This is a genomic window from Actinophytocola sp. (assembly GCF_036002505.1).
Taxonomy (GTDB): domain Bacteria; phylum Actinomycetota; class Actinomycetes; order Mycobacteriales; family Pseudonocardiaceae; genus DASYTH01.
On sequence record NZ_DASYTH010000406.1, the window covers coordinates 1 to 23550 of the forward strand.

At 71.0% G+C, this 23550-nt stretch carries 27 protein-coding genes; 12 read left to right on the forward strand and 15 right to left on the reverse strand.

The window, feature by feature from the left end; all coding sequences use genetic code 11:
• Nucleotides 1-494, reverse strand: a 494-nt coding sequence (locus VGR06_RS35170; protein WP_327563518.1) for an amino acid permease, incomplete at its 3' end; no start/stop codon positions are given.
• 106 nt (nt 495-600) lie between these two features.
• On the opposite strand from VGR06_RS35170, the gene VGR06_RS35175 reads away from it, so the two are divergent.
• From VGR06_RS35175 to VGR06_RS35190, 4 genes are all read left to right on the forward strand, one after another.
• Nucleotides 601-1266 (forward strand): TrkA family potassium uptake protein, encoded by a 666-nt coding sequence (locus VGR06_RS35175; protein ID WP_327563519.1) that lies wholly within the window; start codon nt 601-603, stop codon nt 1264-1266.
• A complete protein-coding gene (locus tag VGR06_RS35180) occupies nt 1266-1922 on the forward strand; it encodes a TrkA family potassium uptake protein (RefSeq protein ID WP_327563520.1) in 657 nt (218 codons plus the stop codon). Before VGR06_RS35175 ends, VGR06_RS35180 begins: the two co-directional genes overlap by 1 nt.
• A gap of 104 nt (nt 1923-2026) precedes the next feature.
• On the forward strand, nt 2027-2434 hold the full coding sequence (locus VGR06_RS35185; RefSeq protein ID WP_327563521.1) for a hypothetical protein: 408 nt from the start codon (nt 2027-2029) through the stop codon (nt 2432-2434).
• 11 nt (nt 2435-2445) lie between these two features.
• Nucleotides 2446-3624 (forward strand): hypothetical protein, encoded by a 1179-nt coding sequence (locus tag VGR06_RS35190; protein WP_327563522.1) that lies wholly within the window; start codon nt 2446-2448, stop codon nt 3622-3624.
• 7 nt (nt 3625-3631) lie between these two features.
• On the opposite strand, the gene VGR06_RS35195 is transcribed toward VGR06_RS35190, so the two are convergent.
• The 3 genes from VGR06_RS35195 to VGR06_RS35205 form a co-directional block, all read right to left on the reverse strand.
• On the reverse strand, nt 3632-4009 hold the full coding sequence (locus VGR06_RS35195) for a hypothetical protein (RefSeq protein ID WP_327563523.1): 378 nt from the start codon (nt 4007-4009) through the stop codon (nt 3632-3634).
• A gap of 79 nt (nt 4010-4088) precedes the next feature.
• Complete coding sequence (locus VGR06_RS35200; RefSeq protein ID WP_327563524.1) at nt 4089-4817, reverse strand: DUF3159 domain-containing protein; 729 nt, start codon at nt 4815-4817, stop codon at nt 4089-4091.
• Nucleotides 4814-5191 carry an OB-fold nucleic acid binding domain-containing protein gene (locus VGR06_RS35205; RefSeq protein ID WP_327563525.1) on the reverse strand — a complete coding sequence of 126 codons (378 nt, stop codon included), beginning with the start codon at nt 5189-5191 and terminating at the stop codon, nt 4814-4816. Before VGR06_RS35205 ends, VGR06_RS35200 begins: the two co-directional genes overlap by 4 nt.
• A 99-nt stretch (nt 5192-5290) precedes the next feature.
• Between VGR06_RS35205 and VGR06_RS35210 the strand changes: the two genes are divergently transcribed.
• The gene (locus tag VGR06_RS35210) at nt 5291-6037 is read left to right on the forward strand and encodes an alpha/beta hydrolase (protein ID WP_327563526.1); all 747 of its coding nucleotides are present in this window, start codon (nt 5291-5293) and stop codon (nt 6035-6037) included.
• Nucleotides 6038-6093: 56 nt separating this feature from the next.
• Here VGR06_RS35210 and VGR06_RS35215 read toward each other — a convergent pair whose 3' ends face one another.
• The 3 genes from VGR06_RS35215 to dut all read right to left on the reverse strand — a co-directional run bounded on the left by VGR06_RS35215 (nt 6094) and on the right by dut (nt 7934).
• Entirely contained in the window at nt 6094-6717 is a 624-nt protein-coding gene (locus VGR06_RS35215) for a LysE family translocator (protein ID WP_327563527.1), read from the reverse strand.
• Nucleotides 6718-6808: 91 nt separating this feature from the next.
• Nucleotides 6809-7456, reverse strand: coding sequence for a DUF3710 domain-containing protein (locus VGR06_RS35220; RefSeq protein ID WP_327563528.1), 648 nt, complete (start codon nt 7454-7456; stop codon nt 6809-6811).
• Between the two features lie 4 nt (nt 7457-7460).
• On the reverse strand, nt 7461-7934 hold the full coding sequence (gene dut / locus VGR06_RS35225) for a dUTP diphosphatase (protein ID WP_327563529.1): 474 nt from the start codon (nt 7932-7934) through the stop codon (nt 7461-7463).
• Between the two features lie 24 nt (nt 7935-7958).
• Here dut and VGR06_RS35230 point away from each other — a divergent pair, with 24 nt between their 5' ends.
• Nucleotides 7959-8444 (forward strand): DUF3093 domain-containing protein, encoded by a 486-nt coding sequence (locus tag VGR06_RS35230; RefSeq protein ID WP_327563530.1) that lies wholly within the window; start codon nt 7959-7961, stop codon nt 8442-8444.
• Between the two features lie 8 nt (nt 8445-8452).
• Here the strand turns inward: VGR06_RS35230 and VGR06_RS35235 are convergent, their stop codons facing one another.
• Nucleotides 8453-8761: a DUF4193 domain-containing protein gene (locus tag VGR06_RS35235; RefSeq protein ID WP_327563531.1), complete on the reverse strand. Its 309-nt coding sequence runs from the start codon at nt 8759-8761 to the stop codon at nt 8453-8455.
• 494 nt (nt 8762-9255) lie between these two features.
• Between VGR06_RS35235 and cei the strand changes: the two genes are divergently transcribed.
• Entirely contained in the window at nt 9256-9957 is a 702-nt protein-coding gene (gene cei, locus VGR06_RS35240; protein WP_327563532.1) for an envelope integrity protein Cei, read from the forward strand.
• A 102-nt stretch (nt 9958-10059) separates the two neighbouring features.
• On the opposite strand, the gene VGR06_RS35245 is transcribed toward cei, so the two are convergent.
• On the reverse strand, nt 10060-10869 hold the full coding sequence (locus VGR06_RS35245; protein ID WP_327563533.1) for an inositol monophosphatase family protein: 810 nt from the start codon (nt 10867-10869) through the stop codon (nt 10060-10062).
• A gap of 70 nt (nt 10870-10939) precedes the next feature.
• Between VGR06_RS35245 and ppgK the strand changes: the two genes are divergently transcribed.
• The 4 genes from ppgK to VGR06_RS35265 all read left to right on the forward strand — a co-directional run bounded on the left by ppgK (nt 10940) and on the right by VGR06_RS35265 (nt 16014).
• Nucleotides 10940-11701 (forward strand): polyphosphate--glucose phosphotransferase, encoded by a 762-nt coding sequence (gene ppgK, locus VGR06_RS35250; protein WP_327563534.1) that lies wholly within the window; start codon nt 10940-10942, stop codon nt 11699-11701.
• A gap of 156 nt (nt 11702-11857) precedes the next feature.
• Nucleotides 11858-13240 (forward strand): RNA polymerase sigma factor, encoded by a 1383-nt coding sequence (locus tag VGR06_RS35255; protein ID WP_327563535.1) that lies wholly within the window; start codon nt 11858-11860, stop codon nt 13238-13240.
• Nucleotides 13241-13414: 174 nt separating this feature from the next.
• The gene (locus tag VGR06_RS35260) at nt 13415-14917 is read left to right on the forward strand and encodes a vanadium-dependent haloperoxidase (RefSeq protein ID WP_327563536.1); all 1503 of its coding nucleotides are present in this window, start codon (nt 13415-13417) and stop codon (nt 14915-14917) included.
• Between the two features lie 38 nt (nt 14918-14955).
• Entirely contained in the window at nt 14956-16014 is a 1059-nt protein-coding gene (locus VGR06_RS35265) for a Glu/Leu/Phe/Val dehydrogenase dimerization domain-containing protein (RefSeq protein ID WP_327563537.1), read from the forward strand.
• 96 nt (nt 16015-16110) lie between these two features.
• Here VGR06_RS35265 and VGR06_RS35270 read toward each other — a convergent pair whose 3' ends face one another.
• Nucleotides 16111-17028 carry a MarR family transcriptional regulator gene (locus VGR06_RS35270; RefSeq protein WP_327563538.1) on the reverse strand — a complete coding sequence of 306 codons (918 nt, stop codon included), beginning with the start codon at nt 17026-17028 and terminating at the stop codon, nt 16111-16113.
• Between the two features lie 36 nt (nt 17029-17064).
• Nucleotides 17065-17856 (reverse strand): EamA family transporter, encoded by a 792-nt coding sequence (locus tag VGR06_RS35275; protein ID WP_327563635.1) that lies wholly within the window; start codon nt 17854-17856, stop codon nt 17065-17067.
• A gap of 338 nt (nt 17857-18194) precedes the next feature.
• Between VGR06_RS35275 and VGR06_RS35280 the strand changes: the two genes are divergently transcribed.
• The gene (locus tag VGR06_RS35280) at nt 18195-18377 is read left to right on the forward strand and encodes a DUF7455 domain-containing protein (protein ID WP_327563539.1); all 183 of its coding nucleotides are present in this window, start codon (nt 18195-18197) and stop codon (nt 18375-18377) included.
• 159 nt (nt 18378-18536) lie between these two features.
• On the opposite strand, the gene VGR06_RS35285 is transcribed toward VGR06_RS35280, so the two are convergent.
• The 4 genes from VGR06_RS35285 to VGR06_RS35300 form a co-directional block, all read right to left on the reverse strand.
• Entirely contained in the window at nt 18537-19712 is a 1176-nt protein-coding gene (locus tag VGR06_RS35285; RefSeq protein WP_327563540.1) for an ROK family protein, read from the reverse strand.
• Between the two features lie 31 nt (nt 19713-19743).
• Complete coding sequence (locus VGR06_RS35290; RefSeq protein WP_327563541.1) at nt 19744-21180, reverse strand: sugar ABC transporter permease; 1437 nt, start codon at nt 21178-21180, stop codon at nt 19744-19746.
• 44 nt (nt 21181-21224) lie between these two features.
• Complete coding sequence (locus tag VGR06_RS35295; protein WP_327563542.1) at nt 21225-21998, reverse strand: ATP-binding cassette domain-containing protein; 774 nt, start codon at nt 21996-21998, stop codon at nt 21225-21227.
• Nucleotides 21999-22201: 203 nt separating this feature from the next.
• A complete protein-coding gene (locus VGR06_RS35300; RefSeq protein ID WP_327563543.1) occupies nt 22202-23332 on the reverse strand; it encodes a sugar ABC transporter substrate-binding protein in 1131 nt (376 codons plus the stop codon).
• Nucleotides 23333-23550 lie beyond the last annotated feature (218 nt).

A 23550-nucleotide genomic window follows, 5' to 3' on the forward strand; every position in this document is an offset into this window, starting at 1 on the left:
CCGCGCAGGTTCACCGCGGTCAGGATCACGATGGCGCCGACCGCGAACTCCACCTTGTTGTTGGCCACGAACGGCACCACCGAGCCGATGTTGGCGGCAGCGGACGCGATCGACACCGACACGGTGAGCACGTAGTCGACGAGCAGCGCGCTGGCCACGACCAGTCCGGCGCTCTGGCCGTGGTTGGTGGTGGCGACCTCGTAGTCCCCACCGCCCGACGGGTAAGCGTGCACATTCTGCCGGTACGAGGCCACCACCGCGATCATGACCACGGCGACCACGAGCGCGATCCAGGGGCTGAACGCGTACGCCGAAACGCCGGCTACGGAGAGTGTCAGCAGGATCTCCTCGGGCGCGTAGGCCACCGAGGACATCGGGTCCGAGGCGAACACCGGGAGAGCGATCCGCTTGGGCAGCAGCGTGTGGGCCAGCCGGTCACTGCGGAACGGCCGTCCCACCAGCAGCCGCTTCGCCGCGGTTGCGAACTTGGGCACGGGAGCACAGCCTAGGCCGTCGGTTCACCTCATCGGAGCAGCCACCGGTAGGTTTCTCAAGGCCTCGCGATAGCGTTGGACCGGTCAACTCGCGAGGAGGCGATTCGTGCACGTCGTGATCATGGGCTGTGGCCGGGTGGGCAGCTCAGTGGCCGCGGCGCTGGAGCGGCTGGGCCACACGGTCGCCGTCGTGGACAAGGACCTGCAGGCGTTCCGCCGGCTCGGCAGCGACTTCCACGGCCAGCAGGTGGTCGGCAACGGGTTCGACCGGCAGGTGCTGATCGAGGCCGGCATCGAGCGGGCCGGCGCGTTCGCCGCGGTGTCCAGCGGCGACAACTCCAACATCATCTCCGCCCGGGTGGCGCGGGAGACGTTCGGCGTCGAGCACGTGGTGGCCCGGATCTACGACCCCAAGCGGGCCGAGGTGTACGAGCGGCTGGGCATCCCGACCGTGGCGACCGTGCCGTGGACCACCGACCGGCTGATGCGCACGCTGCTGCCGGACGGCGTGGCGGCCGCCTGGCGGGACCCGACCGGCAAGGTGGCCGTGCTGGAGATCCCGGTGGACGAGGGCTGGGTCGGGCACACCGTGCGCGAGCTGCAGGAGGCCACCGGCGCGCGGGTGGCGTTCATCATGCGGTTCGGCACGGCGGTGCTGCCCCTGGCCAAGACCGTGATCCAGGCCGACGACCAGGTCTACGTGGCGGCGCTGTCCGGCACGGTCAGCGACGTCACCGCGGCGTCGGCGCAGCCCCCCGAGGAGGGTTCCTGATGCGGGTCGCGATCGCCGGTGCGGGCGCGGTCGGCCGGTCCATCGCCGCCGAGCTGATCGCCGCCGACCACCAGGTCATGCTGATCGAGCGGGAGGCCCGGCAGTTCGAGCCGCACACCGTCGAGCAGGCCGAATGGGTGCTCGCCGACGCCTGCGAGCTGTCCTCACTGGAGGAGGCCGGCCTGCAGACCTGCGACGTGGTGATCGCGGCCAGCGGCGACGACAAGGTCAACCTCGTGGTCTCGCTGCTCGCCAAGACCGTGTTCGCGGTCCGCCGGGTCGTCGCCCGGGTCAACGACCCCGCCAACGAGTGGCTCTTCAACGAGGCCTGGGGCGTCGACGTCGGGGTGTCCACGCCGCGCCTGCTCGCCGCAATGGTCGAGGAGGCGGTCAGCGTCGGCGACCTGGTCCAGCTCCTCACGCTGCGCCAGGGCCAGGCCAACCTCGTCGAGATGACGCTTCCCGAGGACACCCCCCTCGCCGGCCGCGCCGTCCGCGAGGTCCACCTCCCCCGCGACGCCGCCCTGGTCACCATTCTCCGCGGCGGCCGCGTCATCGTCCCCCAACCGGATGACCCCTTAGAAGCCGGCGACGAACTCCTATTCGTGGCATCAGCAGACGTAGAAGACGAGATCCGCGCCGCCTTGGGATACTGAGAGTAGAATTCCACGCATCCCAGATGGGTTTGTCCATTCTTTGTCCAGAGTGGATTCCCAATCCCCGATGCACCCCGCCAATCTCGCGCGCTAAGCTCCGCGCCGTGGCAGACAGGACCAATGAGCCTTACACCGTTGAGCAGCGTGGGGATGGCGAGATCCCCCCGCTTCCCGCCGATCCCGTAAAACGTCAGGATCCGGCGGCCGGTGGTGGTTTCGAGCTCGACCAGACCACGATGCACGGCGTCCTCGGTGGGCTGGACCACGAGACCAGCCGAATCGGCGAGGACCAAGGTGGCTTGGTGGACGCCGAGTGGACCGGCCGAGCACCGGCCGAAGACATCATCAGCAGAGCGTATGCCGCGAAGCTCCAGGTGGCCCTGCTGGAGTTCGTGACGCACAACGAGGCGATGCGCAGCTACTCCACGACGAGTGTCGACAACATCAAGGCGAGCCTGGCCGCCTACCTTCACCGCGACACCGACATCAGCGCCTTCGTTGATTTGATTTGATGGGGTGAATCATGTCGACCATGTCCGGCCAGGCCATTTTTGAGAACTTCATCCAAGGTGACCACGCAGCGTTGTCTACGTGCGCCGAGTTCACCCAGTCCATTGGTGGCAGCTACCTCAGCCGTAGCGATGCGTTGCATACGTTGATCGGCAAGATGGCATTGGCCTGGAAGGGCGCGGCGTCGGGAGCCGCCCAGAATGGTATTGCGCCGCTGGCGGTCGAGCACCAGTTCGCCGCGGAACGGCTCGCCAAGGTGCGCGAGGCGATCGACCGCCAGATCGAGACCTTTCTGGCGGCCAAGGGTGCGGTCGTGGAGGTTCCACGAATGCCGGCGGAGCCGGGCTACTGGGAGAACTACGAGCCCAACGGCACGTCAAACGCCGGCTACGAACGGCTGCTGCGTGCGTTCAATACCGCGAACGACCACAACATCGAGGTGATGAAGGCGTACGAGGCGGCGACCCGGGAGAACGAGGCCCTGCTCGCCGCCGCGCTGCGGAACCTCAACACCGTCGAGCCGCCGCCGGGCGGACCGCCGCAGCCACCCGGCGGGCCCGGCCGGCCCGGGCCGGGGCCGACGCCGTGGCAGGCACCGCCCGGCGGTGGCCAGGCACCGGGCGTCGGGAGCAGCTCCAGCCAGTTCTCGGGTACCGGCGGGACGACCACACCCGACACCTGGACCGGGGTCGGGCAGACCGACCCGCAGTACACACCCTCGCGGCCGCAGACCCTGCCACCCGTGGAGAACGGCTGGTCGCGGCCCGGCGGTCAGGGACCGGTCCCGGGCGGTTCCGGTGGCGCACCGGGCCAGCTCGGCACGGGTCTCGTTCCGGTCGGCGACGGGCCGGGTTCGGCTGCCGAGGCCGGGCGCGGTGGCGCGGCCGGCACCCGCGGGTTCGGCCCTGGCGGTTCTGGTGGCACCGAGGGTCCGGGAGGAGAGCGTGGCCGGCGCGGCGGCGGACGTGGCGGCCTCGTTCAGGGGGGCCGCGCCGCAGCCGGTGAGGGCGCGGCCGGGCGAGGAGCGCGGGGCGGCGCGAGTGGCCCCGGCGGCGGCCCGGCCGGGCAAGGTGGCCATGGGCAGGGCGAGGAGGATCTGGAGCACTACCGGCCGTCGTACCTCGTCGAGGCCGACCCGGAAGAGGTCTTCGGTACCAGCGAGGTCACCGCACCGGCGGTCATCGGCGAGTAGCCGTCGGTCACCGGGCCGGAACTCGGGTCCGCAGCCGCTGCCAGGCGAACACGATGCCGAAGACGAGGGCGACGGCCAGCCCTGACATCTGGATCAGCCAGGTGGTCAGCACGAACGGGTCGTCGAGATCGAGTGAGGTGCCGCGGATGCCGGACGCGATCGCGCCGACGGCGAGGAACAGCGGCCAGGCCGCGGCCACGAGCGCGGTCCACCACCAGCGCGCACCGAGCACGACCAGAGCCGCCACGGCCACGGAGATCACCAGGCCGGGCGGGATCGTGGGATACACGTCGACGCCGCCGATGATCTGGATGAGGATCATCGCGCCGAAGACCAGCAGGCCGGCCACGGTCAGTGTGGCGGAGCGGGGAAGGTTCGATGTCATGCCGACGATGCTGCCCGCCCCGGTGCTCCAGGTCGTCGGGCCGGAGGCGGCACTCCGCCTACGCGTCGGGGCGTAGGCGTCAGTTCTCGGTGGCCGGCTCGCCGTACTTGGCCCGCAGCCGGGCCTCGATGGCGTGGTCGTCCTCCTCGGCGGCGTGCACGAGCTCCTTGACACGGTGGCCGGCGCGGCGCACGGCCCAGACCGTCACCAGCAGGGCCAGCGCGGTCAGCGGGTAGCCCATGGCGATCCGGGCGAAGGCGAGCCAGCCGGTCTGGTCCTCGTTGTAGAGCCAGCGCTGCACGATGAACCGGGCGGCGAACACCGCTGCCCAGGACAGCGTCGCCAGGTCGTAGGCGAGCAGCGCGCGGCGGTCGGCGCGCCAGGCGGTGCCGTGGCCGTTGAGCATGCTCCAGATCACGCCGGCCAGCGGCCAGCGGACGATCACCGACAGCGTGAAGATGCTGCCGTAGACCAGGCTCGCCCAGATGCCGAACAGGAAGAAGCCCTTGGCCGAGCCGGTGCGGTAGGCGATGAACGCGGCGATGGCCACCCCGAAGAAGCCGGAGATGGCCGGCTGCAGTGGCTGCTTGCGCACGATCCGGACCAGCGTGATGAGCAGGGCGCTGCCGACCGAGCCCCAGATCGCCGGCTGCAGGGAGAAGATCGAGTTGATGAGAACGAAAACGAGCACCGGAACGGAGGAGTAGATCAGCCCGCTGATCCCGCCCATCTCCTGGAGCAGGGTCCGCCGCTGGTCCGCCTCGTCGGCCGGTGTGTCCGCCTGTTCGTCCTGAGGCGGTTGTGTCATGTGGCCATCTGCAGTTCGTAGTAGGGGTTGTACAGCACCTTCCGGCCGTCCCGCACCGCGAGGCGGCCGTGTGCCTTGATCGTCCGACCCGGCTCGATGCCCGGGATCCGGCGACGACCGAGCCAGACTAACGTCACACCCTCGGTGCCGTCGAACAACTCCGCCTCGAACGTGGCGACCGCGTCGCGCGGACACATCTCGACCGTGCGTAACCGCCCGAGCACCGTGACCTCGTCGCCGAACTTGCAGTCGCAGGCCCGTTGCGCCCCCTGGGCCTCCGCATTCTCCGACAGGTCATCGGCGTCGAGCTCGTCGACGTCGGTGGTCAACTTCTTGACCAACCGGCGCCAATATCCATCCCCCTTAGTGCCCATGCTGCCCACTCCTGTACGAGGGACCGGCCCCGACTCCGGCCCGTGCACAATCAGCGTAACCGCGGGAGGCCCGACCGAGTGAAGGATCGGAATGGGAGTGTGACCGAGCATCCGATCTTGTCGCCGAACGGCATCCGTACGGCCGTTCTTCTACCGGGCACCGGTTCAGACGAGGTGTTCATCCGGTCGGTGTTCGAGATACCGCTCGCCGCGGTGGGCGTGCGTGCCGTGCTGCCGGCGCCCCGCCCCGGCGCCGGGCTCGGCGAGGCCTACCTGGCCGCACTGGACGAGGCGGCCGCCCAGACCCCGGACGGAATCCTCGCCGGCGGCATCTCCTTCGGCGCGCACCTGGCGGCGGAATGGGCCCTGCGCAACCCCGGCCGCTGCGCCGGCCTGCTGCTGGCCCTGCCCGCCTGGCACGGCGACCCCGGCGACTCCCCGGCCGCCGTGGCCGCCCGCCTGGCCGCCGACACGGTCCGGGCCGGGGGCCTCGAGCCCGCGCTGACGTCCCTGACCAGTTCCGCCGACGCCTGGCTGGCCACGGAACTGGCCCGAGCCTGGCGCGGCTACGGCGACGGCCTGGCCGACTCCCTGCGCGCCGCGGCCGACCGCCCCGCACCGACCCTCGACGACCTGGCCACGCTCGACATCCCGGCCGGGGTCGCCGGCTGCCCGGACGACCACGTCCACCCGCTCCCCGTCGCCGAAGAGTGGACAAAAGCGCTCAACCAGGCCGTGTTGTGCACCACCCGCCTGGACATCATCGGCGCCGACCCGGAAGCCCTCGGCCGCGCCACCGTGCTCGCCTGGCTCCGTGCCGGTGGCAGGGAAGGAACGTCACGTTGATGCCAGTAGAGCGAAAGCGAGAACGAGCACAGGCACGTTGCTTCCCCAGCCAACCCCTAACCACGCTCCGCCAGGGTCAGCGCGCCACCGAGACCGATCATGGTGACGCCGCTGGCCACCCGTTGCCGGCGACGCCAGCGGGGATCGGCGAGCAGGCGGGTGCCGAGGGTCCCGGCGAACACGGCGACCAGCAGATCCACCGTCAGGGCCATGAGCACCGCGATCACGCCGAGCAGTCCGAACACGAGCGGGGCCGGGGCGGTGCCGGGGTGGACGAAATGCGGCAGGAACGCCAGGAAGAACAGCGCCGTCTTGGGGTTGAGCAGCTCGCTCACCATGCCCTGGACCACGGCCGAGCGGTTGGCCCGGCGGCGCTCCTCGACCGGGGCGTGATCGCGGCTGAGGAGCGCCCGGGCGCCGAGGTAGATCAGGTAGCCGGCGCCGAGCAGCTTGACGACGGTGAACGCCGTCGCGGAGGCGGCGAGGACCGCGGAGAGCCCGACCGCGGCGGCCGCCACGTGGCCCAGCGCGCCGATGCCGTTGCCGATCGTGGAGCGGATGCCGTCGCCCCGGCCGCCGCGGAGGCTGCGGGCCAGCACGTAGAGGATGCCCGGGCCGGGGATGACCGCGAACAGCGCCGCGGTCCCGAGGAACACCAGCCAGTCGGTCGAGGTCGGCATGACGCCGAGGTTAGCCTCGGGGGGACCGTGACGGCACCCAGCCACAATCAACCGGTCAACCGCACCACCGGCTGGAACGCGACGACAGCAGTTAATCCCGGGGAGGCGGGTCAGCCTGGGTCTGGGCGATGTGCTCGGCGATGGCCTCGGGCAGGTCGATGGGCAGCGGGGTACGGACCGGCATGGGCAGGGTGCCGCGCGCCACGACCGTGCCCTGCAGCAGCTCGCGCAGGGCGTCCGCGCTGGCCCGGGCCCGGTCCGGAGGGCCGGCCACCACGCCCCGCAGCATCCAGCGCGGGCCGTCGACCCCGATGAAGCGCAGGGTCACCTGGCCCAGCGAGGCCACCAGCTCCTGACCCCAGTCGCCGGCCGCGCTGTGCACGGTGGCGCCGTCGCCGCGCAACTGGACCGCAAGCTCCCCGCACACCTCCTCCCACAGCCCGCCGGACTTCGGCGCGGCGTAGGCGTTCACGGTGAACTGGCCGTGCTGGGTGATCACGTGCACGGCCCGCACCGGGCCGGCCGGGTCCATCTCCACCTGCAGCTGCGCGCCGTCCGGCACCGGCACCCGCAGCGACCCCAGATCCAGCCGGGACACCCCGTCGTCCGGCGCGTCCTCCTCGTCGTACGGGCCCAGCTCGGAGATGAGCGAGCCCTCGACATGACCTGAGTGCTCGAGATCGAACTCGGGCTCCCCGGCTCCCCGACCGCGACGTTCCCGTCGGCCGAACAGTCCCACGTACCTAGTCCTCCATACCCGTGACCGCGAGCACCGAATGTCCGCCCGTCGAGCCGTATCCGCCGGTGCCCCGCGCCGAGTCCGCCAACCCGTCGACCTCGCGGAACACCGCGTGCTCGACGCGCTGGATCACCAGCTGGGCCACCCGGTCGCCGCGCCGGAGCCGCACCGGCTCCCGCGGGTCGTGGTTGATCAGGCAGATCCGGATCTCGCCCCGGTAGCCGGCATCGATTGTGCCCGGCGTGTTCACCACCGACAGGCCGACCCGGGCGGCGAGCCCGGACCGCGGGTGCACGAACCCGGCGTAGCCCTCCGGGATGGCCAGCGCGATCCCGGTGCCGACCACCGCCCGCTCCCCCGGCCCGAGCTCCACGTCCGAGGTCGTCACCAGGTCGGCACCGGCGTCGCCGGGTCTGGCGTAGGCCGGGACGGGCACGTCGGGGTCGAGGCGGGTCAGCAGGACCTCCAGGCTGGGCACGACCGGCGAGACTACCCTGGTCCCGTGGAGGACTCCCGAAGCGGGACAGACGCCCGGCTGGGCCAAGTGGTGTACGCGGAACGGCTCTACGTCACCTGGTACTGGTGGCCGCTGCCGTTGCTGGCGGCGCTGATCCTGGCCGCGGAGCTCCACGGCGGGGTAGGCGGGGTACGGGCCTGGCTGCCGTACGTGCTGCTGGTTCCACTGACCGCCGCGCTGATCTTCCAGACCGGCCGGGCGCGGATCGCCGTGGAGGAGGGGGCCCTGCGCGTCGGCGACGGTCGGCTGCCGCTCGAGTTCGTGAGCGAGGTGGAGGCGTTCGGGCCCGCGGAGAAACGGCGCGTACTCGGCCCCCAGCTGGACCCGGCAGCCCGCGTGCTGCACCGGGGATGGGTCGGACCGGTGCTGCGCGTGCGGCACACCGATCCGGCCGATCCGACCCCCTACTGGTTGTTCAGCACCCGCAACCCCGAACAGCTCGCCGAGATCCTCCGAACGCGAGCCGGCTAGTCGAAACCTCAGGCACAGTCGCGGCAGATGAACTGCCCGTTGCGCTCCTCCGCCAACCGGCTGCGGTGGTGGACGAGGAAACACACCGAGCAGGTGAACTCGTCAGCCTGCTTCGGAACCACCCGAACGGTGAGGTCCTCGCCCGACAGGCCGGACAGGTCGGCGCCCGGCAGTTCGAAGTTCTCGGCGGTGTCCGACTCGTCGACGTCGACGACGCCGGACTGCGTCTCGTTGCGGCGCGCCTTGAGCTCCTCGAGGGAGTCCTCCGCCAGGTCGTCAGCCTCGCTGCGGCGCGGCGCGTCGTAGTCGGTAGCCATCTGCTTTCACCCCTGCAGTCGAACCTCAAGATGTGCTTCAGATCTGTCTGTGCCGCTGGTCAACGTTCCAGGGCCGCGGTTTGTGCCCGCATCCGCCGATGACCGCGAACTCGCCCGCCGCCTGGTGGTTTTCGGTGGTGTTCGGCTGCTACGGAATCGATTCGGTTGGGACTTCCGGCGACGGGAGCGCGCAGAGGGTAGCCCATCGACCGCCGAGATGTGAGCAGGGCTCACCCCTTCGGGTGCGATTCGTCGAAGATCCCGATTCACCGGGGCGCGCCCACGGTGCGAGATCCACTCTTGCCGACCGGCCCGTCACGTGGTGCGATGCGACCGGGTATCACGGTTCGCGTTCGGTCTGTCGCGACTCGCGACCGGGACACCCCGGCCCGTGACGATCCCTGGATCGGACCCTGAAACGCCTAGGCTGTCCAGCGGCGAATAACGATGTGGGTGGAGCGGGCCTTGACGGGCACGAGGGGAGGGAGGGGCTCGTGGCGGCCGGGAACCTGAGTCGGGGCCGGGGCCGGGGGTACCGGCGGCGCCGTCCGCTGCCCGCGGTCATCGTGCTGTGCGTGCTCGCGGTGGCCGCCGTCATCGTCTGGCTCCGGGTGCTGGACAAGGGTTCCGGCAACGTGGCGGTCAAGTGCGACCCGCCGCGCACCGCGCCCGTGGCCACCTCCGGGCAGCCGCCCACCACGCTCGGCCAGTCGCTCGCCCCGGACGCGCTGGACCGGACCGTTCCGGCGGCCCCGGCCCAGACCCTCGTGCACGTGGTCAACGCGAGCACCCAGCGCGGCCAGGCCGCCGAAATTACCGAGGCACTTCGTCAACTCGGTTTCAGCCAGGTGGCCCCGCCGGCGAACGATCCGCTCTACCTCTCCGGCGACCTCACCTGCCGGGCCCAGATCCGCTTCGGCCAGCAGGGCACGGCCGCCGCCCGCACGCTGAGCCTCGTCGAGCCCTGCGCGGAGCTCGTCAAGGACAACCGCCAGGACGCCACCGTCGACCTCGCCATCGGCAAGCGGTTCGACAACCTCCGCCCCAAAACCGAGGCGCGCCGCCTGCTCGAGCAGCTCAACAAGTTCTCCCTCGAGCACCCAGAAGCCCAGGGCGGCCTGCAAGCCAACCCCGCCGCCCAACCCGACCTCGACCCCACCCAGATCAGCGCAGCCCGCCAGGCCACCTGCACCTGATCCGGCGAGTCCCCACTTCAGGCACGCGAGTCCCCGCTTCGAGACCACGAGTTCCCGGTTCACGAACCGCGAACTCGCGTGCTCCAACCGGGGACTCGCGGCTCACACCTCGGCGAGGCCGGACTCGATCATGGCGGTGCGCAGCTCGTCGGCCACGCCGGGGGCGGCGGCCAGCAGCAGGTCCGGGCCGAAGCCGTCACCGGCCCGGCCCGGCAGGCGCACCTGGGCGCCGGCCTCCTCGGCGATCAGCGCGCCGGCCGCCCAGTCCCACGTGGACAGACCGTTCTCGAAGTAGCCGTCGATCCAGCCGGCCGCGACCGCGCACAGATCCAGTGCCGCCGAGCCGGCCCGGCGGATGTCCCGGATCCGGCCCACCAGCTTCGCCACACCTGCCGCCTGGCGCCGCCGCCGCTCCGCCTGGTACCCGAACCCGGTGGCCACCAGCGCGAGGTCCAGCCGCGACGTCCGGGACACCCGCAGCGGCACGCCGTCCAGGGCCGCCCCGTGCCCGCGCGCCGCGGTCCAGCACCGCCCGCTGTCCGGCTCCACCACCGCGCCGGCCACCGACGCCCCGTCCACCCGGGCCGCCAGCGACACCGCGTACCACGGGTAGCCGTAGAGATAGTTGACCGTGCCGTCGATCGGATCGACGACCCAGCACACTCCGCCGGGCTCGACCGCGGAGCCGCCGCCCTCCTCCTCGCCGAGCACCGGCTCGCCGGGCCGCAGCTCCGCGAGCCGCTGCCGCACCAGCCGCTCGCTGGCCCGGTCCCCCTCGGTCACCACGTCGGTCTCGCTGGACTTGGTGTCCACGTCCAGAATCGCCTTCTCCCGAGTGGTTCTGGCCAGCTCCGCGGCCTCGCCGGCCACCCTGACCGCAACAGCCAACAACTCCCGCTGCCCAACATGCACGGGACTATCCGACCACACCCAGATAACCTCCGGTGCGAGCGCACTGAATCGAGTACGAAGGGACCACGGGATGGCTGGCACCCGCGGGTTCGGCATTGACGTTGGCGGGTCGGGGATCAAGGGCTGCGTGGTCGATCTTGACGCGGGGCAGCTGGACGGGGAGCGGATCCGGATCGACACCCCCGATCCGTCCACCCCCGAGCTGGTGGCCGGCGTGGTCAGGGAGATCGTGGCCGGGTTCGGCTGGACCGGCCCGGTCGGCGTGACACTGCCGGCCGTGATCAAGCGCGGCACGGCGCTGACCGCGGCCAACATCGACAAGTCGTGGATCGGCACGGACGCCACCTCGACGTTCACCAGGAAGCTGGGCCGGCCGCCGGGCGACGTGGTGGTGCTCAACGACGCCGACGCGGCGGGCCTGGCCGAGATCCGCTACGGCTGGCCGGGTGACCAGGCGGGCGTGGTGGTGCTGCTGACGTTCGGCACCGGCATCGGCAGCGCCCTGTTCCTGGACGGGAAGCTGGTGCCCAACACCGAGTTCGGGCACCTGGAGGTGGACGGCGAGGACGCCGAGACCAGGGCCGCCGCCTCGGTCAAGGACGAGCTCGGGCTGTCCTACGAAGAGTGGGCCCACCGCGTGTCCCGCTACATCCGGGTGCTCGAGGACCTGATCTGGCCCGACCTGATCATCGCGGGCGGCGGGGTGAGCAAGAAGGCGGACAAGTGGCTGCCGCTGCTGGACGTCCGCACCCGCGTGGTGGCCGCCGAACTGCGCAACGACGCCGGCATCGTCGGGGCCGCGGTGGCCGCCGCGGAGGGCGCCGGCAACTGATCCACAGCCGTGATCGCACCCCAGGCGCAACACGCCGTTACAATGGAACAGTGCCCGCGACTCCACGGTCGCCGGGCCTTCCCCGAAACTTCCGGTACGTCAGGCATTTCTGCAGGGTCTGACGCCGCCGTGACAGATAGCTGCGAAAGGGCGTAAGTGGCAGCCGCACGAACAGCAACCCGAGCCTCCACCGCTTCGGCGCGCACCGCCAACACGACCACAAGCGCATCGGTCGACGAGGTTCCGGCTGAGGCACCGCCGGGCACCGAGCAGGCAACCGGCACCAAGGCGCCGGCCAGGCCGAAGCGAGCCGCGGGGGGCGCCAAGTCCACCCGCACGCCGCGCAAGTCCCCCACCAAGACCGCGAAGGCGGACGAGACCGCCGGCAAGGCCGGTCCCGACGGCGAGCCGGACGGCCCGGCCGACGCCGAGGGCGAGCCCGACCTCGAGACCCCCGACCTCGAGGACCTCGAGGACGTCGAGAGCGAGATCGCCGCCGCGGCCGTCGACGAGGTCGAGGAGGAGACCGAGGCGAAGGACGCCAAGGACGGCGACTTCGTCTGGGACGAGGAGGAGTCCGAGGCCCTGCGCCAGGCGCGCAAGGACGCCGAGCTCACCGCATCGGCCGACTCGGTTCGCGCCTACCTCAAGCAGATCGGCAAGGTGGCCCTGCTCAACGCCGAGGAGGAGGTCGAGCTCGCCAAGCGGATCGAGGCCGGCCTCTACGCGGCCGAGCGGGTGCGCACCGCCGAGGAGGACGCCGAGAAGATCACCCCGCAGCTGCGCCGGGACCTCCGGTGGATCGTGCGGGACGGCGAGAAGGCCAAGAACCATCTGTTGGAGGCGAACCTGCGCCTGGTGGTGTCGCTGGCCAAGCGCTACACCGGCCGCGGCATGGCGTTCCTCGACCTGATCCAGGAGGGCAACCTCGGCCTGATCCGCGCGGTGGAGAAGTTCGACTACACCAAGGGCTACAAGTTCTCCACGTACGCCACCTGGTGGATCCGCCAGGCCATCACCCGCGCGATGGCCGACCAGGCCCGCACCATCCGGATCCCGGTGCACATGGTCGAGGTGATCAACAAGCTCGGCCGCATCCAGCGCGAGCTGCTCCAGGACCTGGGCCGCGAGCCCACGCCGGAGGAGCTGGCCAAGGAGATGGACATCTCGCCGGAGAAGGTGCTGGAGATCCAGCAGTACGCCCGCGAGCCGATCTCCCTCGACCAGACCATCGGCGACGAGGGCGACAGCCAGCTCGGTGACTTCATCGAGGACTCCGAGGCGGTCGTGGCCGTGGACGCGGTCTCCTTCACGCTGCTGCAGGACCAGCTCCAGTCGGTGCTGGCGACGCTGTCCGAGCGGGAGGCGGGTGTGGTGCGGCTGCGCTTCGGCCTCACCGACGGCCAGCCGCGCACGCTGGACGAGATCGGCCAGGTCTACGGCGTCACCCGGGAGCGCATCCGGCAGATCGAGTCGAAGACCATGTCCAAGCTCAGGCACCCGTCCCGCTCGCAGGTGCTCCGGGACTACCTGGAGTAGACATCTGGCAATTCACTCAGCGCCGCCGGCCCCTTGTGACCGGCGGCTTTGCTGTCTGGCCGGGTTTGTCCCGGATCTGTCCTTGACGCTGCGTGCCCTTCGGGTATGTCCTGGGGGCGTCCGCGGGAGCGGGCGCCACTGGGAAGAATGGGGAACCCGAGGGGGGTTCATTTCATGAGCGATCGTGGTATTGACGCGCGCCAGTCTCGACTCGACCTTGCGGAGGTGATCAGCCGGTCGCCCTGGCCGGACCAGGTGAACAACGGCGAGGAAGGCGACTACCCGTATCTAGCCAACTTCAGTAAAAGCTTGCCGCACAACGAGTTCGGCGAGGTCGACGCGGCCGCTTACAACGCACTGCTGCGCGCTCTGTCCACACAGGACAATGAGGATTTCGAGCGGATCCCGACCGGGTGTGAGAACGCCCGGCGGCTCATCAACCCGCAGGCCGGGTTGGCTTTCGACGTCGAGGGCCCCGATCCGCAGTCGCTGACCATTCCGCCCGCGCCCCGTATCGACAGCGCGCGGAACTCCGCCGAGGCGGTCGAGCTGTACTGGATGGCACTCAGCCGCGACATCCCGTTCACCGCGTACGAGAGCCACCGGCTCATCGCCGAGGCGGCGCAGGACCTGTCGGAGCTGTCCGACTACCGCGCCCCGAAGATCGGCGGCCGGATAACCCCGGCCACGATCTTCCGCGGTGACACCCGGGGCGACCTGCGCGGGCCGTACCTGTCCCAGTTCCTGCTGCGCGACATCCAGTACGGCACGCTGCGCATCCCGCAGCGGCAGGACACGGTGTCCGACGCGGACTACCTGACCGCCTGGGACGACTGGCTGGCCGTGCAGCGCGGCTGCCAGGTCGAGCCCGAGCGGCGCAACCAGCAGGACCGCCGGTACCTGCGCAGCGGTCGCGACATCGCCCACTACGTGCACTTCGACGCACTGTACGAGGCGTACCTCAACGCCGCGCTGATCCTGCTCGACCTGAACGCCCCGTTCGACCAGGGCAACCCGTACGTGCACACGCGGCGGCAGGAAGGTTTCGGCACCTACGGCGGACCACACCTGCTGTCGCTGGTGACCGAGGTGGCCACCCGGGCGCTGAAGGCGCAGTGGTTCCAGAAGTGGTTCGTGCACCGCCGGCTCCGCCCGGAGGCGTTCGGCGGGCGGGTGCACGCGCACCTGACCAACCTGCGGGACTACTCGATGATCGACTCCGAGGTGCTGGAGTCCCGCGCGCTCAAGGCGACGTACGGGAAGTTCGGCACTTTTCTGCTGCCCCAGGCGTTCCCGGAGGGCTCGCCGGTGCACCCGTCGTACGGCTCCGGGCACGCCACCGTCGCCGGGGCGTGCGTGACCGTGCTCAAGGCGTGGTTCGACGAGTCCTGGGTGCTGCCGGAACCGGTGGTGTCCAACGAGGACGGCACCGAGCTGGTGCCGTTCACCGGGCCGGACGCCAACCGGCTGACCGTCGGCGGCGAGCTCGACAAGGTCGCCTCGAACATCGCCACCGCGCGCAACATCGGCGGCGTGCACTGGCGATCGGACTACACCGAGTCGGTGCGCCTCGGCGAGGCGGTCGCCATCGGCATCCTGCGTGACCAGGTCCGGGTGAACCACGAGGCCGCCACGTTCGGCCTCACCCGGTTCGACGGCACCCGGATGACCATCTGATGCGCGTTCGTGTCGGTGGGATCTGCTAGGCACACGCCATGCGCATCCTGGAGTTGACATCGGTGTCCGGGTTCGTCGCGTTCGACCTGGACTGCCCGACCAGCGGCGGCGGCACCCGGTGGGCACCGGGCGTGACCCGCGCGGAGGCCGCGCTGCTGGCCCGGGCGATGACCTACAAGTTCGCGGTGCTCGAACGGCCGCTCGGCGGCGCGAAGGGCGTGCTGCGGTCCGACGACGGCACGCCGCGGGGGACCGCCCTCGAGCGGTACTGCCAGGAGATCACGCCGATGGTCGAGCGGCAGGTGTTTCTCACCTCCTCCGACCTCGGCACGGCCACCGAGGACTTCGCCTCACTGCCCGGCTACGACCCGGATTCGGTGATGCACCAGTGGGTCGGCCCCACGATGGTGGACTCGCTGATCACCGGCGTCGGTGTGGTGGCGGCTGCGGACACGGCGCTGGGCGGGCTGGCCGGCCGGCGGTTCGCGATCGAGGGCTTCGGCAAGGTGGGCGGCGCGGCGGCCGGCGAGCTCGAGCGCCGGGGCGGCACCCTGGTCGCACTGTCCACCGTGTACGGATGTGTCGCCGATCCGTCCGGTTTGGACATTCGCCGATTACTGGAGTTACGGCAGGCGCACGGCGACCGGTGCGTGGAACACGTTGGTCTGCCGATGCTACCGGTGACCGCACTGTTCGAAGTGGACACCGATGTGCTGGTGCCGGGCGCGCGCATCGGGGTGATCGACCGGAGCCGGGCGGCGGCGGTGCGAACCCGGGTTATCGCCCCGGCGGCCAACGTGCCGTACACCGCGGCCGGCCTCGCTGTGCTGCGCGAGCGCGGCATCCTGGCGCTGGCGGACTTCGTCTGCGGCGCCGGAGCCACGATCGGCTACATGGCCGAGCGGTTCCTCGGCCTGGCCGGAGTGGAGGCCGCGAGCGAGCTGGTGGACCGTGAGGTCAGCGCGCTCACCGCCCGCAGCCTGGACCATCCGGACGGGCCGTTCGCCGGGGCCACCGCGCTCGCCGAGAAGTTCCTCCGCACCTGGCGGTCGCCCGACGAGATGCCGGCCGGCCCGCCCCTCGCCCCGGAGGGTTGACAAGCCTCGCGCCTGCCAACATAACCTCAGGGGAACGTGACGGCACTCAGCCACGGTTCACCCGCCACCCGCACCATTAGCTGGAACGCAACCGCGTCAAAAATTTCGGAGAGGCGGACCAGCGGCCAGCTTGTTGGCGCGCTCGGTGTAGTCGGCCAGCACGCGCCGGGCGACGGCCACGTCCCCGGCCGGCAGCCCGGCCAGGATCTCGCCGCTGAGCTCCAGCACCTGAGCGAAGAGCCGGTCGAACCGGGCCTGGCCGTCCGAGGTCAACTCGACGCCGGCCGGGCTTTCGGCCAGCAGGCCCGTGGACCGCAGCCCGGCGAGCACTTGGCCGGCCGCCGCCGGGTCGAGGCCGACCCCGTTGGCCAGCCGGGTGACGAGGTCGTCCCGGGGCACGGGCACACCCTCGTCGTTGACCAGCTTGAGTGTGATCCATTCGGGGAACGCCGCCGCCTCCCGGTCCAGCACGGTGGTCAGCAGCCGCCGGCCGGCCGCCGAGGCCATGCCGATGTCCTGCCCGAACAGGGCGGTCGTTGCCTGTGTCATGTTTCTGTCTCCTTCCCCAGGTTGCTGCTCGCCGAGCAGCAACCGCAGCATGTCGGTCAGTTCGCGGTACCGCCGCCCGGACACCCCGCCGAGCGGCCTGGCCAGCTCGTCCTGCAGCCGGTGGACGGTGGTGACCGCCCCGTCGATCACCGTGACGCCGTGCTCGGTGAGCCGGAGCTGGACCGCCCGCGGGTCGGCCGGGTGGGTCGCGCGCTCCACCAGGCCGGACCGCTCCAGGGCGCGGATCAGCTTCGAGACGAACACCGGCTCCAGACCGGCGAAGTCGGCGAGCTCCCGCTGGCTGGGCCGGTGGCCGTGCCAGGTGAGCCCGCGCAGCGACGCCAGCAGCACGTACTGCGCGTGCGTGAGGCCGACCGGGGCCAGCGCCCGCTCCACCGCCGCACGCCATTTCAGCATCAGCCGCCAGACCAGGGACCCCGCGGTGGCCTGCTCAGACGTCTGCACAACCGATAATGTACATAGACATTATGTCCATGGCAACTATGGCGGTTCGCCGGTCTCGTCCCCGGAGCGCAGGGCCACCCCGGCCACCACGGCGAGGATGCCCAGCGCCTCCGGCACGGTCGGCACCTGGGCGAGCAGCACCAGCCCGCTGAGCGTCGCGGTGACCGGCAGCAGCGCGAGCAGCACCGCGAACCGCGCCCGGCCCACTCCGCGCCGCAGCACCACCTGGTCCAGCGCGTACGGCACGGCGGTGGACAGCACGCCCACCCCGACGCCCAGCACCAGCAGCCGCGGCGAGCCCCACACCGGCCCGGTGCCCAGGGCCAGCGGCCAGAGCGCCACCGTCGCCACCGCGAACCCCACCGCCAGCCCGTCCGCCCCGGAGCCGACCGCGGCCACCCGCCGGCCCAGCAGGATGTAGCCGATCCACAGTGCGGCCGCAGCCAGCGCGAACAGCACCCCGAGGGCGCTGCCGGACCAGCGCACGTCGGCGATCAGCACCACCCCGGCCGCCACCAGCACCAGCGCCAGGATGTCCCGCCAGGTGCGGGAGCCGACCGCGGCGACCACCACCGGGCCGGCGAACTCCAGCGCCACCGCGGTGCCCAGCGGCAGGCGCGCGATGGACTCGTAGAACGCGAGGTTCATCACGGCGGTGACCAGGCCGAACACCGCGGAAAGCCAGAACACCCGGCCGCGCCAGGCCGCGCGCGGCGGGCGGCGCCAGGCCAGCAGCACCAGCGCCGCGCCGAGCTGCCGCAGCCAGGTCACCGCGGCCGGTCCCACGTCGGCGAACAGCCACACGGCGACCGCGGCGCCGAGGTACATGGACATTCCGCCGGTAGCGAACAACAGCGGCGCCGGGACCCTGCGTGCCCGCAGGACATTGCGGGTAAAGCCCATCAGGTGATCCCTCCCGGGGGGTCCGGGGGGCGGAGCCCCCTGGTAGGGGGCCTGGGGGGCGTGCCCCCCAGCAGGCACAGGATTGGCGTTGCGACGATCGGGTTAATCACAGGTTGAGCGTCCGTCAACTGGGCGCGGGAACACTGACGGGTGGCCAAACGTCTGGAAGAGTGGAGGCAACGAGCACCGGCCGACTGGCCACTGTGGTCGTTGCCGACGGAGGGCGCCGGGGTACCGGTGCCCGGGACGGAGGGAGAACTGCCATGACACCGACGCTCACCCGCCCCGAGCTGACCGCCGCCGACCGGTGCGACCGCTGCGGCGCCGCCGCACAGGTACGCGTCATCCTCCCGTCCGGAGGCGAGCTCATGTTCTGCGGTCACCACGCTCGGAAGCACAACCAGAGACTCGTCGAGCTGGCCGCCGACCTCCAGTCCAACGCCTGACCCCAGCCGTCGCCGAACGCCGCGCCCGACCGCCGGGCGCGGCGTTCGCCTATCCGATGCCGCACTTGTCGTGGGTACTTCCCACGACCAGCCCGACTTGTCGCGGGTACTTCCCACGACAAGTCGGACCTGCCGCGGGTAGTTCCCACGACAAGTCGTTCAGACCGCGTCCAGAATCGGCTCGAAGGCGAGCTCGGCGGCGCCGATGAGCTTGGCGTCGGCACCGAGGGCGCTGGCCACGATGCGGGTGCCGCCGACCGCGCGGGAGACCAGGCAGCGCCGCCGGACCTCCTGGCCGACCTGGGTGACCAGCCAGCCGGGGAGCGCCGTGAACAGGTCACCGAGCACGACCAGCTCGGGGGCGAGCATGTTGACGATGTTGACCAGGCCGAGGGTGAGCCAGTCGACGAACTCGGCCAGCGGCGCCGGCACCGGGTCGGGCCGGGTGGTCAGCGCGCGCAATTCGGCCACCACCGCGCCGCGCGGGGAGCCCTCCGGCAGGTCCAGCGCCCGGCACAGCGCCGGCTCGCCGACCTCGGTCTCCCAGCAGCCGCGGCTGCCGCAGTAGCAGGGCCGCCCGCCCGGCCGGACCACCATGTGGCCCAGCTCCCCGACGTAGCCGGCGGCGCCGCGCAGTGGGGCACCACCGGAGATCACGCCGCCGCCCACGCCGACGTCCGCGGACACGTAGACCACGTCGGCGGAACCGCGGGCGACGCCGCGCAGGTGCTCGGCGAGCGCCGCGAGCTCGGCGTCGTTGGCCACCACGACCGGCATCCGGAGGATCCCGCGCAGCGTCTCGCCCATCGGCACGTCGGTCCAGTGCAGGTTGGGCGCCTCGTGGACCAGCCCGTCGGAGCGGCGCACCACGCCGGGCACCGCGACGCCGGCGCCGACCAGGTCCACCCCGAGCTCGCCGACCAGCAACCGGGTCGACTCGACGATGTGGGTCACCACCTCGTCCGGTTCCCGGGCCTTGCGCCGCAGGTTCCAGCTGTTCCGGCCGAGCAGCTCGCCGCCGAGCCCGACCAGCGCGATGGCCACCTGCTCGACCCGCACGTCCACGGCCAGCACCACGGCGGCGTGCGCCTGCGGCAGCACCAGCAGCGACGGCCGTCCGGCTCCGGTGCGCCGGCGCGGCACCCGCTCCTCCACCACGCCCGACTCGGCCAGGCCGTCCACCAGCGCCTTGATCGTGCTGCGGTTCAGGCCCAGCTCGGTGGCCAGCAACGCCCGGGTGCACGGCCCACCGACATGCAACCGCCGCAGGAGCACGGTGCGGTTGTGCCGGCGTACCTCGTCGGGCCGCGCGCCCGCGGTCGGCGTGCTGGTCACGCGTCACCCCCTCGTTGCAGGCTCGGACCGGCTAACCGGTCGCGAGCGCCGCGCGACGACGGGAGAGCGCGTCGACCGTGGCCGCCAGCAGCAGCACCAGGCCGGTGATGATGTTGACCACCGCGGCGGGCTGCTTGAGCAGGCCAAGCCCATTCTCCACGACGGCGAGCACCAGGCCGCCGATCACCGCGTGCACGACCTTGCCCCGGCCACCGAACAGCGACGTGCCGCCGATGACCGCGGCCCCCACCGCGAACAGCAGCGTGTTCCCGCCGCCGGCCTGCGGGTCCACCGAGCCGACCTTGGAGGAGTAGACGATGGCGCCGACCGCCGCGACCGAGGTGCTGATCACGAACACGCTGGCCCGGATCTTGCTGACGTTGACACCGGCGCGCCGGGCGGCTTCGGTGTTGCCGCCGACCGCGTAGATGTAGCGGCCGTACCGGGTCCGGTTGAGCACGTAGGTGCCGGCGACCAGCAGCACCAGCACGATCGGCACGACGTACGGGATGCCCTGGATGGTGACCAGGTCCGGGTTGGGTGAGCGGTTCACCGTGAGCGCGAACGTGGCCAGCACGGTCAGCACGGCCACCACCGCCGCCTTGAACAGCACCACCGGAGTGGGCCGGGTGACCAGGCCGCGCCGCAGCCGCAGGTAGTGCTCGCCGAGCAGGACCACGGCGTATCCCCCGGCGGCGATCACGCACAGCGCCCAGCTGGCCGCGACCGACAGGTTGCCGTTGGCGACGTCGTTCAGCGTGTTCTGGGTGGAGATGCCGAACACCCCGCCCTGCCCGATGAACTGCAGGATCACGCCCTGCCAGGTGATGAACAGGGCCAGCGTCACCACGAACGAAGGCATACCGATCTTGGACACCAGGAAACCGGTGATCGTCCCGATGGCGCCGCCGATGCACACCGCGAGCAGCATCTCCAGCCAGGCGTTGGCCCCGGCGCCGGACAGCGCGATGGCCACCGCGCCGATGGCGAGCGCCGCGCCGGCCCAGATCCGCATGATCACCGCGAGGCCGGCGGCCACCACCATGCCGCCGACGAACACGTAGAACACCAGGTTGCCCATGCTGCCGAGGAGGTTCCCGCCGCGCACGTAGTGCATGGCCATCACCGAGGCGCACACCCCGGAGGCGGTACCCGCGGACAGGTCGATCTCGCCGAGCAGCAGGACGTACACCAGGCCCATCGCGATGATCATCTTGCCGGCCGACTGGGCGATCAGGTTGGCCGTGTTGTCCAGGGTCAGGAAGTTGTCCGAGAGCGAGGTGAACACGATCAGCAGCACGGCGAGCCCGAGGAGCGCGGGCAGCGAGCCGAGCTCACCGGAACGCAGCCGGATCAGGTAGTCCCGCACCGCCTCGCCGGTGGACTGCGCGGTGGTGTCGATGCCGAAGTCGGAGATCACCGTGCTGGCGGGCGTGCGGCCCGTGCTCGTGGTCGGGGTGTCGGTCATGGGCAGTGCCTTCTTATTGGCTCGATGGCGTAGCGCCAGTCTTGCTAGATGGTGACGGTCTCGGGGCGGGCGAGACCCAGGTCGCCCGACCGGCCGGCGGTGATCAGCTCGACCACCTGCCCGTGGGTGGTGTCCTTCGCCGGCACCTCGGCGACCATCCGGCCGAGGTAGAGCGTGGCGATGCGGTCGGCGACCTCGAACACGTCGGCCAGGTTGTGGCTGATCAGCACGACGCCGAGGCCCTGCTCGGCGAGCCGGCGGACCAGGTCGAGCACCTGACGGGTCTGCGCGACACCGAGCGCCGCGGTCGGCTCGTCGAGCAGCACGACCTTGCTGTCCCAGAGCACCGCCTTGGCGATGGCCACGGTCTGCCGCTGCCCGCCGGAGAGCGCGCCGACCAGGGTGCGCACCGACTTCACCGTGCGCACCGCGAGCGAGGCCAGCGTCTCGCGGGCGGCCTTCTCCATGCTCGACTCGTCCAGCAGCCAGGGCGCACCGCGCTCCCGGCCGAGGAACATGTTCTGCACGATGTCGAGGTTGTCGGCCAGCGCGAGGTCCTGGTACACGACCTCGATGCCGAGATGGGCGGCGTCCCGCGGCCCGTGGATGTCCACCTTCTCGCCCCGGAACACCACGTGCCCGGAGTCCATCGGGTAGATCCCGGCAACGCACTTGATCAGCGTGGACTTGCCGGCGCCGTTGTCCCCCACCAGCGCGGTGACCTCGCCGGCCCGGACCGTGAAGTCCACGTCGTGCAGCACGTGCACCGGCCCGAAGCTCTTGTTCACCCCGGTCAGCTCAAGAATCGGCTCGCTCACGTCGTCCCCTCGCAGGCTCGGTGACGCCGCTCGCGGACGCCCTGTGTCAATGATTCGCTCACAAGCTCGCTCATAGGGGTGATGCTCCTCCCGGAGGACTGCCGCACAGGCGGGGGTGGGCCCCGCCCCCCTGCCCCCCGCAGGGGGTGGGGGTTGGGGCCCAATTGTGCTTTTGCGTGCGGCAGTCCGGGAATGGGTTCCGACTACGAAATGCCGAGCTGGGTGCAGACGGCGGCCAGGTCGCCGGCGCAGATCTCGGTCGCCTTGACGAAGCCGTCGGCCACCACGTCCTTGACGTTGGCCTTGGTGATCAGCTTTGGCTCGGCGAGCACCGACTTGACGTCGCGGTTGCCGGTCCCGTCGTGCACGGTGTCCTTGGCCAGCGCGTCGGCACCCGACTTGTCACCCTTGGCCAGGAACGCGGTCAGCTTCGCCACCGCCTCGGCCTCCAGCTTGATCGCCTTGTACACGGTCATGTACTGGTCGCCGATGAGAATCGCCTTGAGGCCCTCCGGGGTGGCGTCCTGCCCGGTGACCGGGACCTTGCCGTTCAGGCCGTTCTTCTTGAGCACGGTGATCACCGCGCCGGCCAGGCCGTCGTTGGCCGCGACCACGCCGTCGACCTTGCCGCCGTTGCCGGTGAGGATCTGCTCGAAGGTGGTGCCGCCCTTCTGGTTGTTCCACTCATCGATCGGCTGGCTCTGCACCAGCTTCAGCTTGCCGCCGTCGTACAGCGGCTTGAGCACCTTCTGCTGGCCCTCGTGGAAGAGCGTCGCGTTGTTGTCCGTCGGCGCGCCCTCGATCTCGATCACCTGGGCGCCGGCCGGCTTGTCCTTCATCGCGTCGGCCAGGCCCTGACCCTGCAGCTGGCCGACCTTCACGTTGTCGAAGGACACGTAGTACTCGGCGCTGCCGCCGAGGTTGAGCCGGTCGTAGTCGATCGTGGGAATACCGCGGGCCTTGGCCCGGGACGCGATCGCGTTGGCCGACGCGGCGTTGAGCGACGCCATCACCAGCACCTTGACCCCGGAGGCGATCATGCCGTCCGCCAGGGTGCTGAACTTCTGCACGTCACCCTGGGCGTTCTGGATGTCGGGGTCGAGGCCCGCGTCCTTCATGGCCTTCTCGAGCAGCGGCTTGTCGAAGCCTTCCCACCGCGCGGAGCTCGCGGTGTCCGGCAGGATCACGCCGACCTTGATCCCGCCGGAGGACGCCCCGCCGCTGGTGTTCCCCCCACCACCGCCGGCGTTGTTCGCCTGGTTGGCCCCGCATGCCGACAGGACAAGGGTGACACCCACGCCCGCGGACAGGAGGGCAAGAGTCGTCCTGCGCATCCGTCGTCCTTCCAAAAGCCGGAAATGTTGCGGGGCACAACATATGCGCTCGCCGCTCGTGACGGAAGCCACACCCCCGTCCGAACAGGACACGGTTTGGCAACGGCGGGGCCATCTCCTGGTCACACGCGGGAACACGATGTTGACCGTCCTTGTTGGACAGTCACGGCCAACGTCCAGAGGGCCGAACCCGGTCCCATATCCCGAACCTCCCAGGA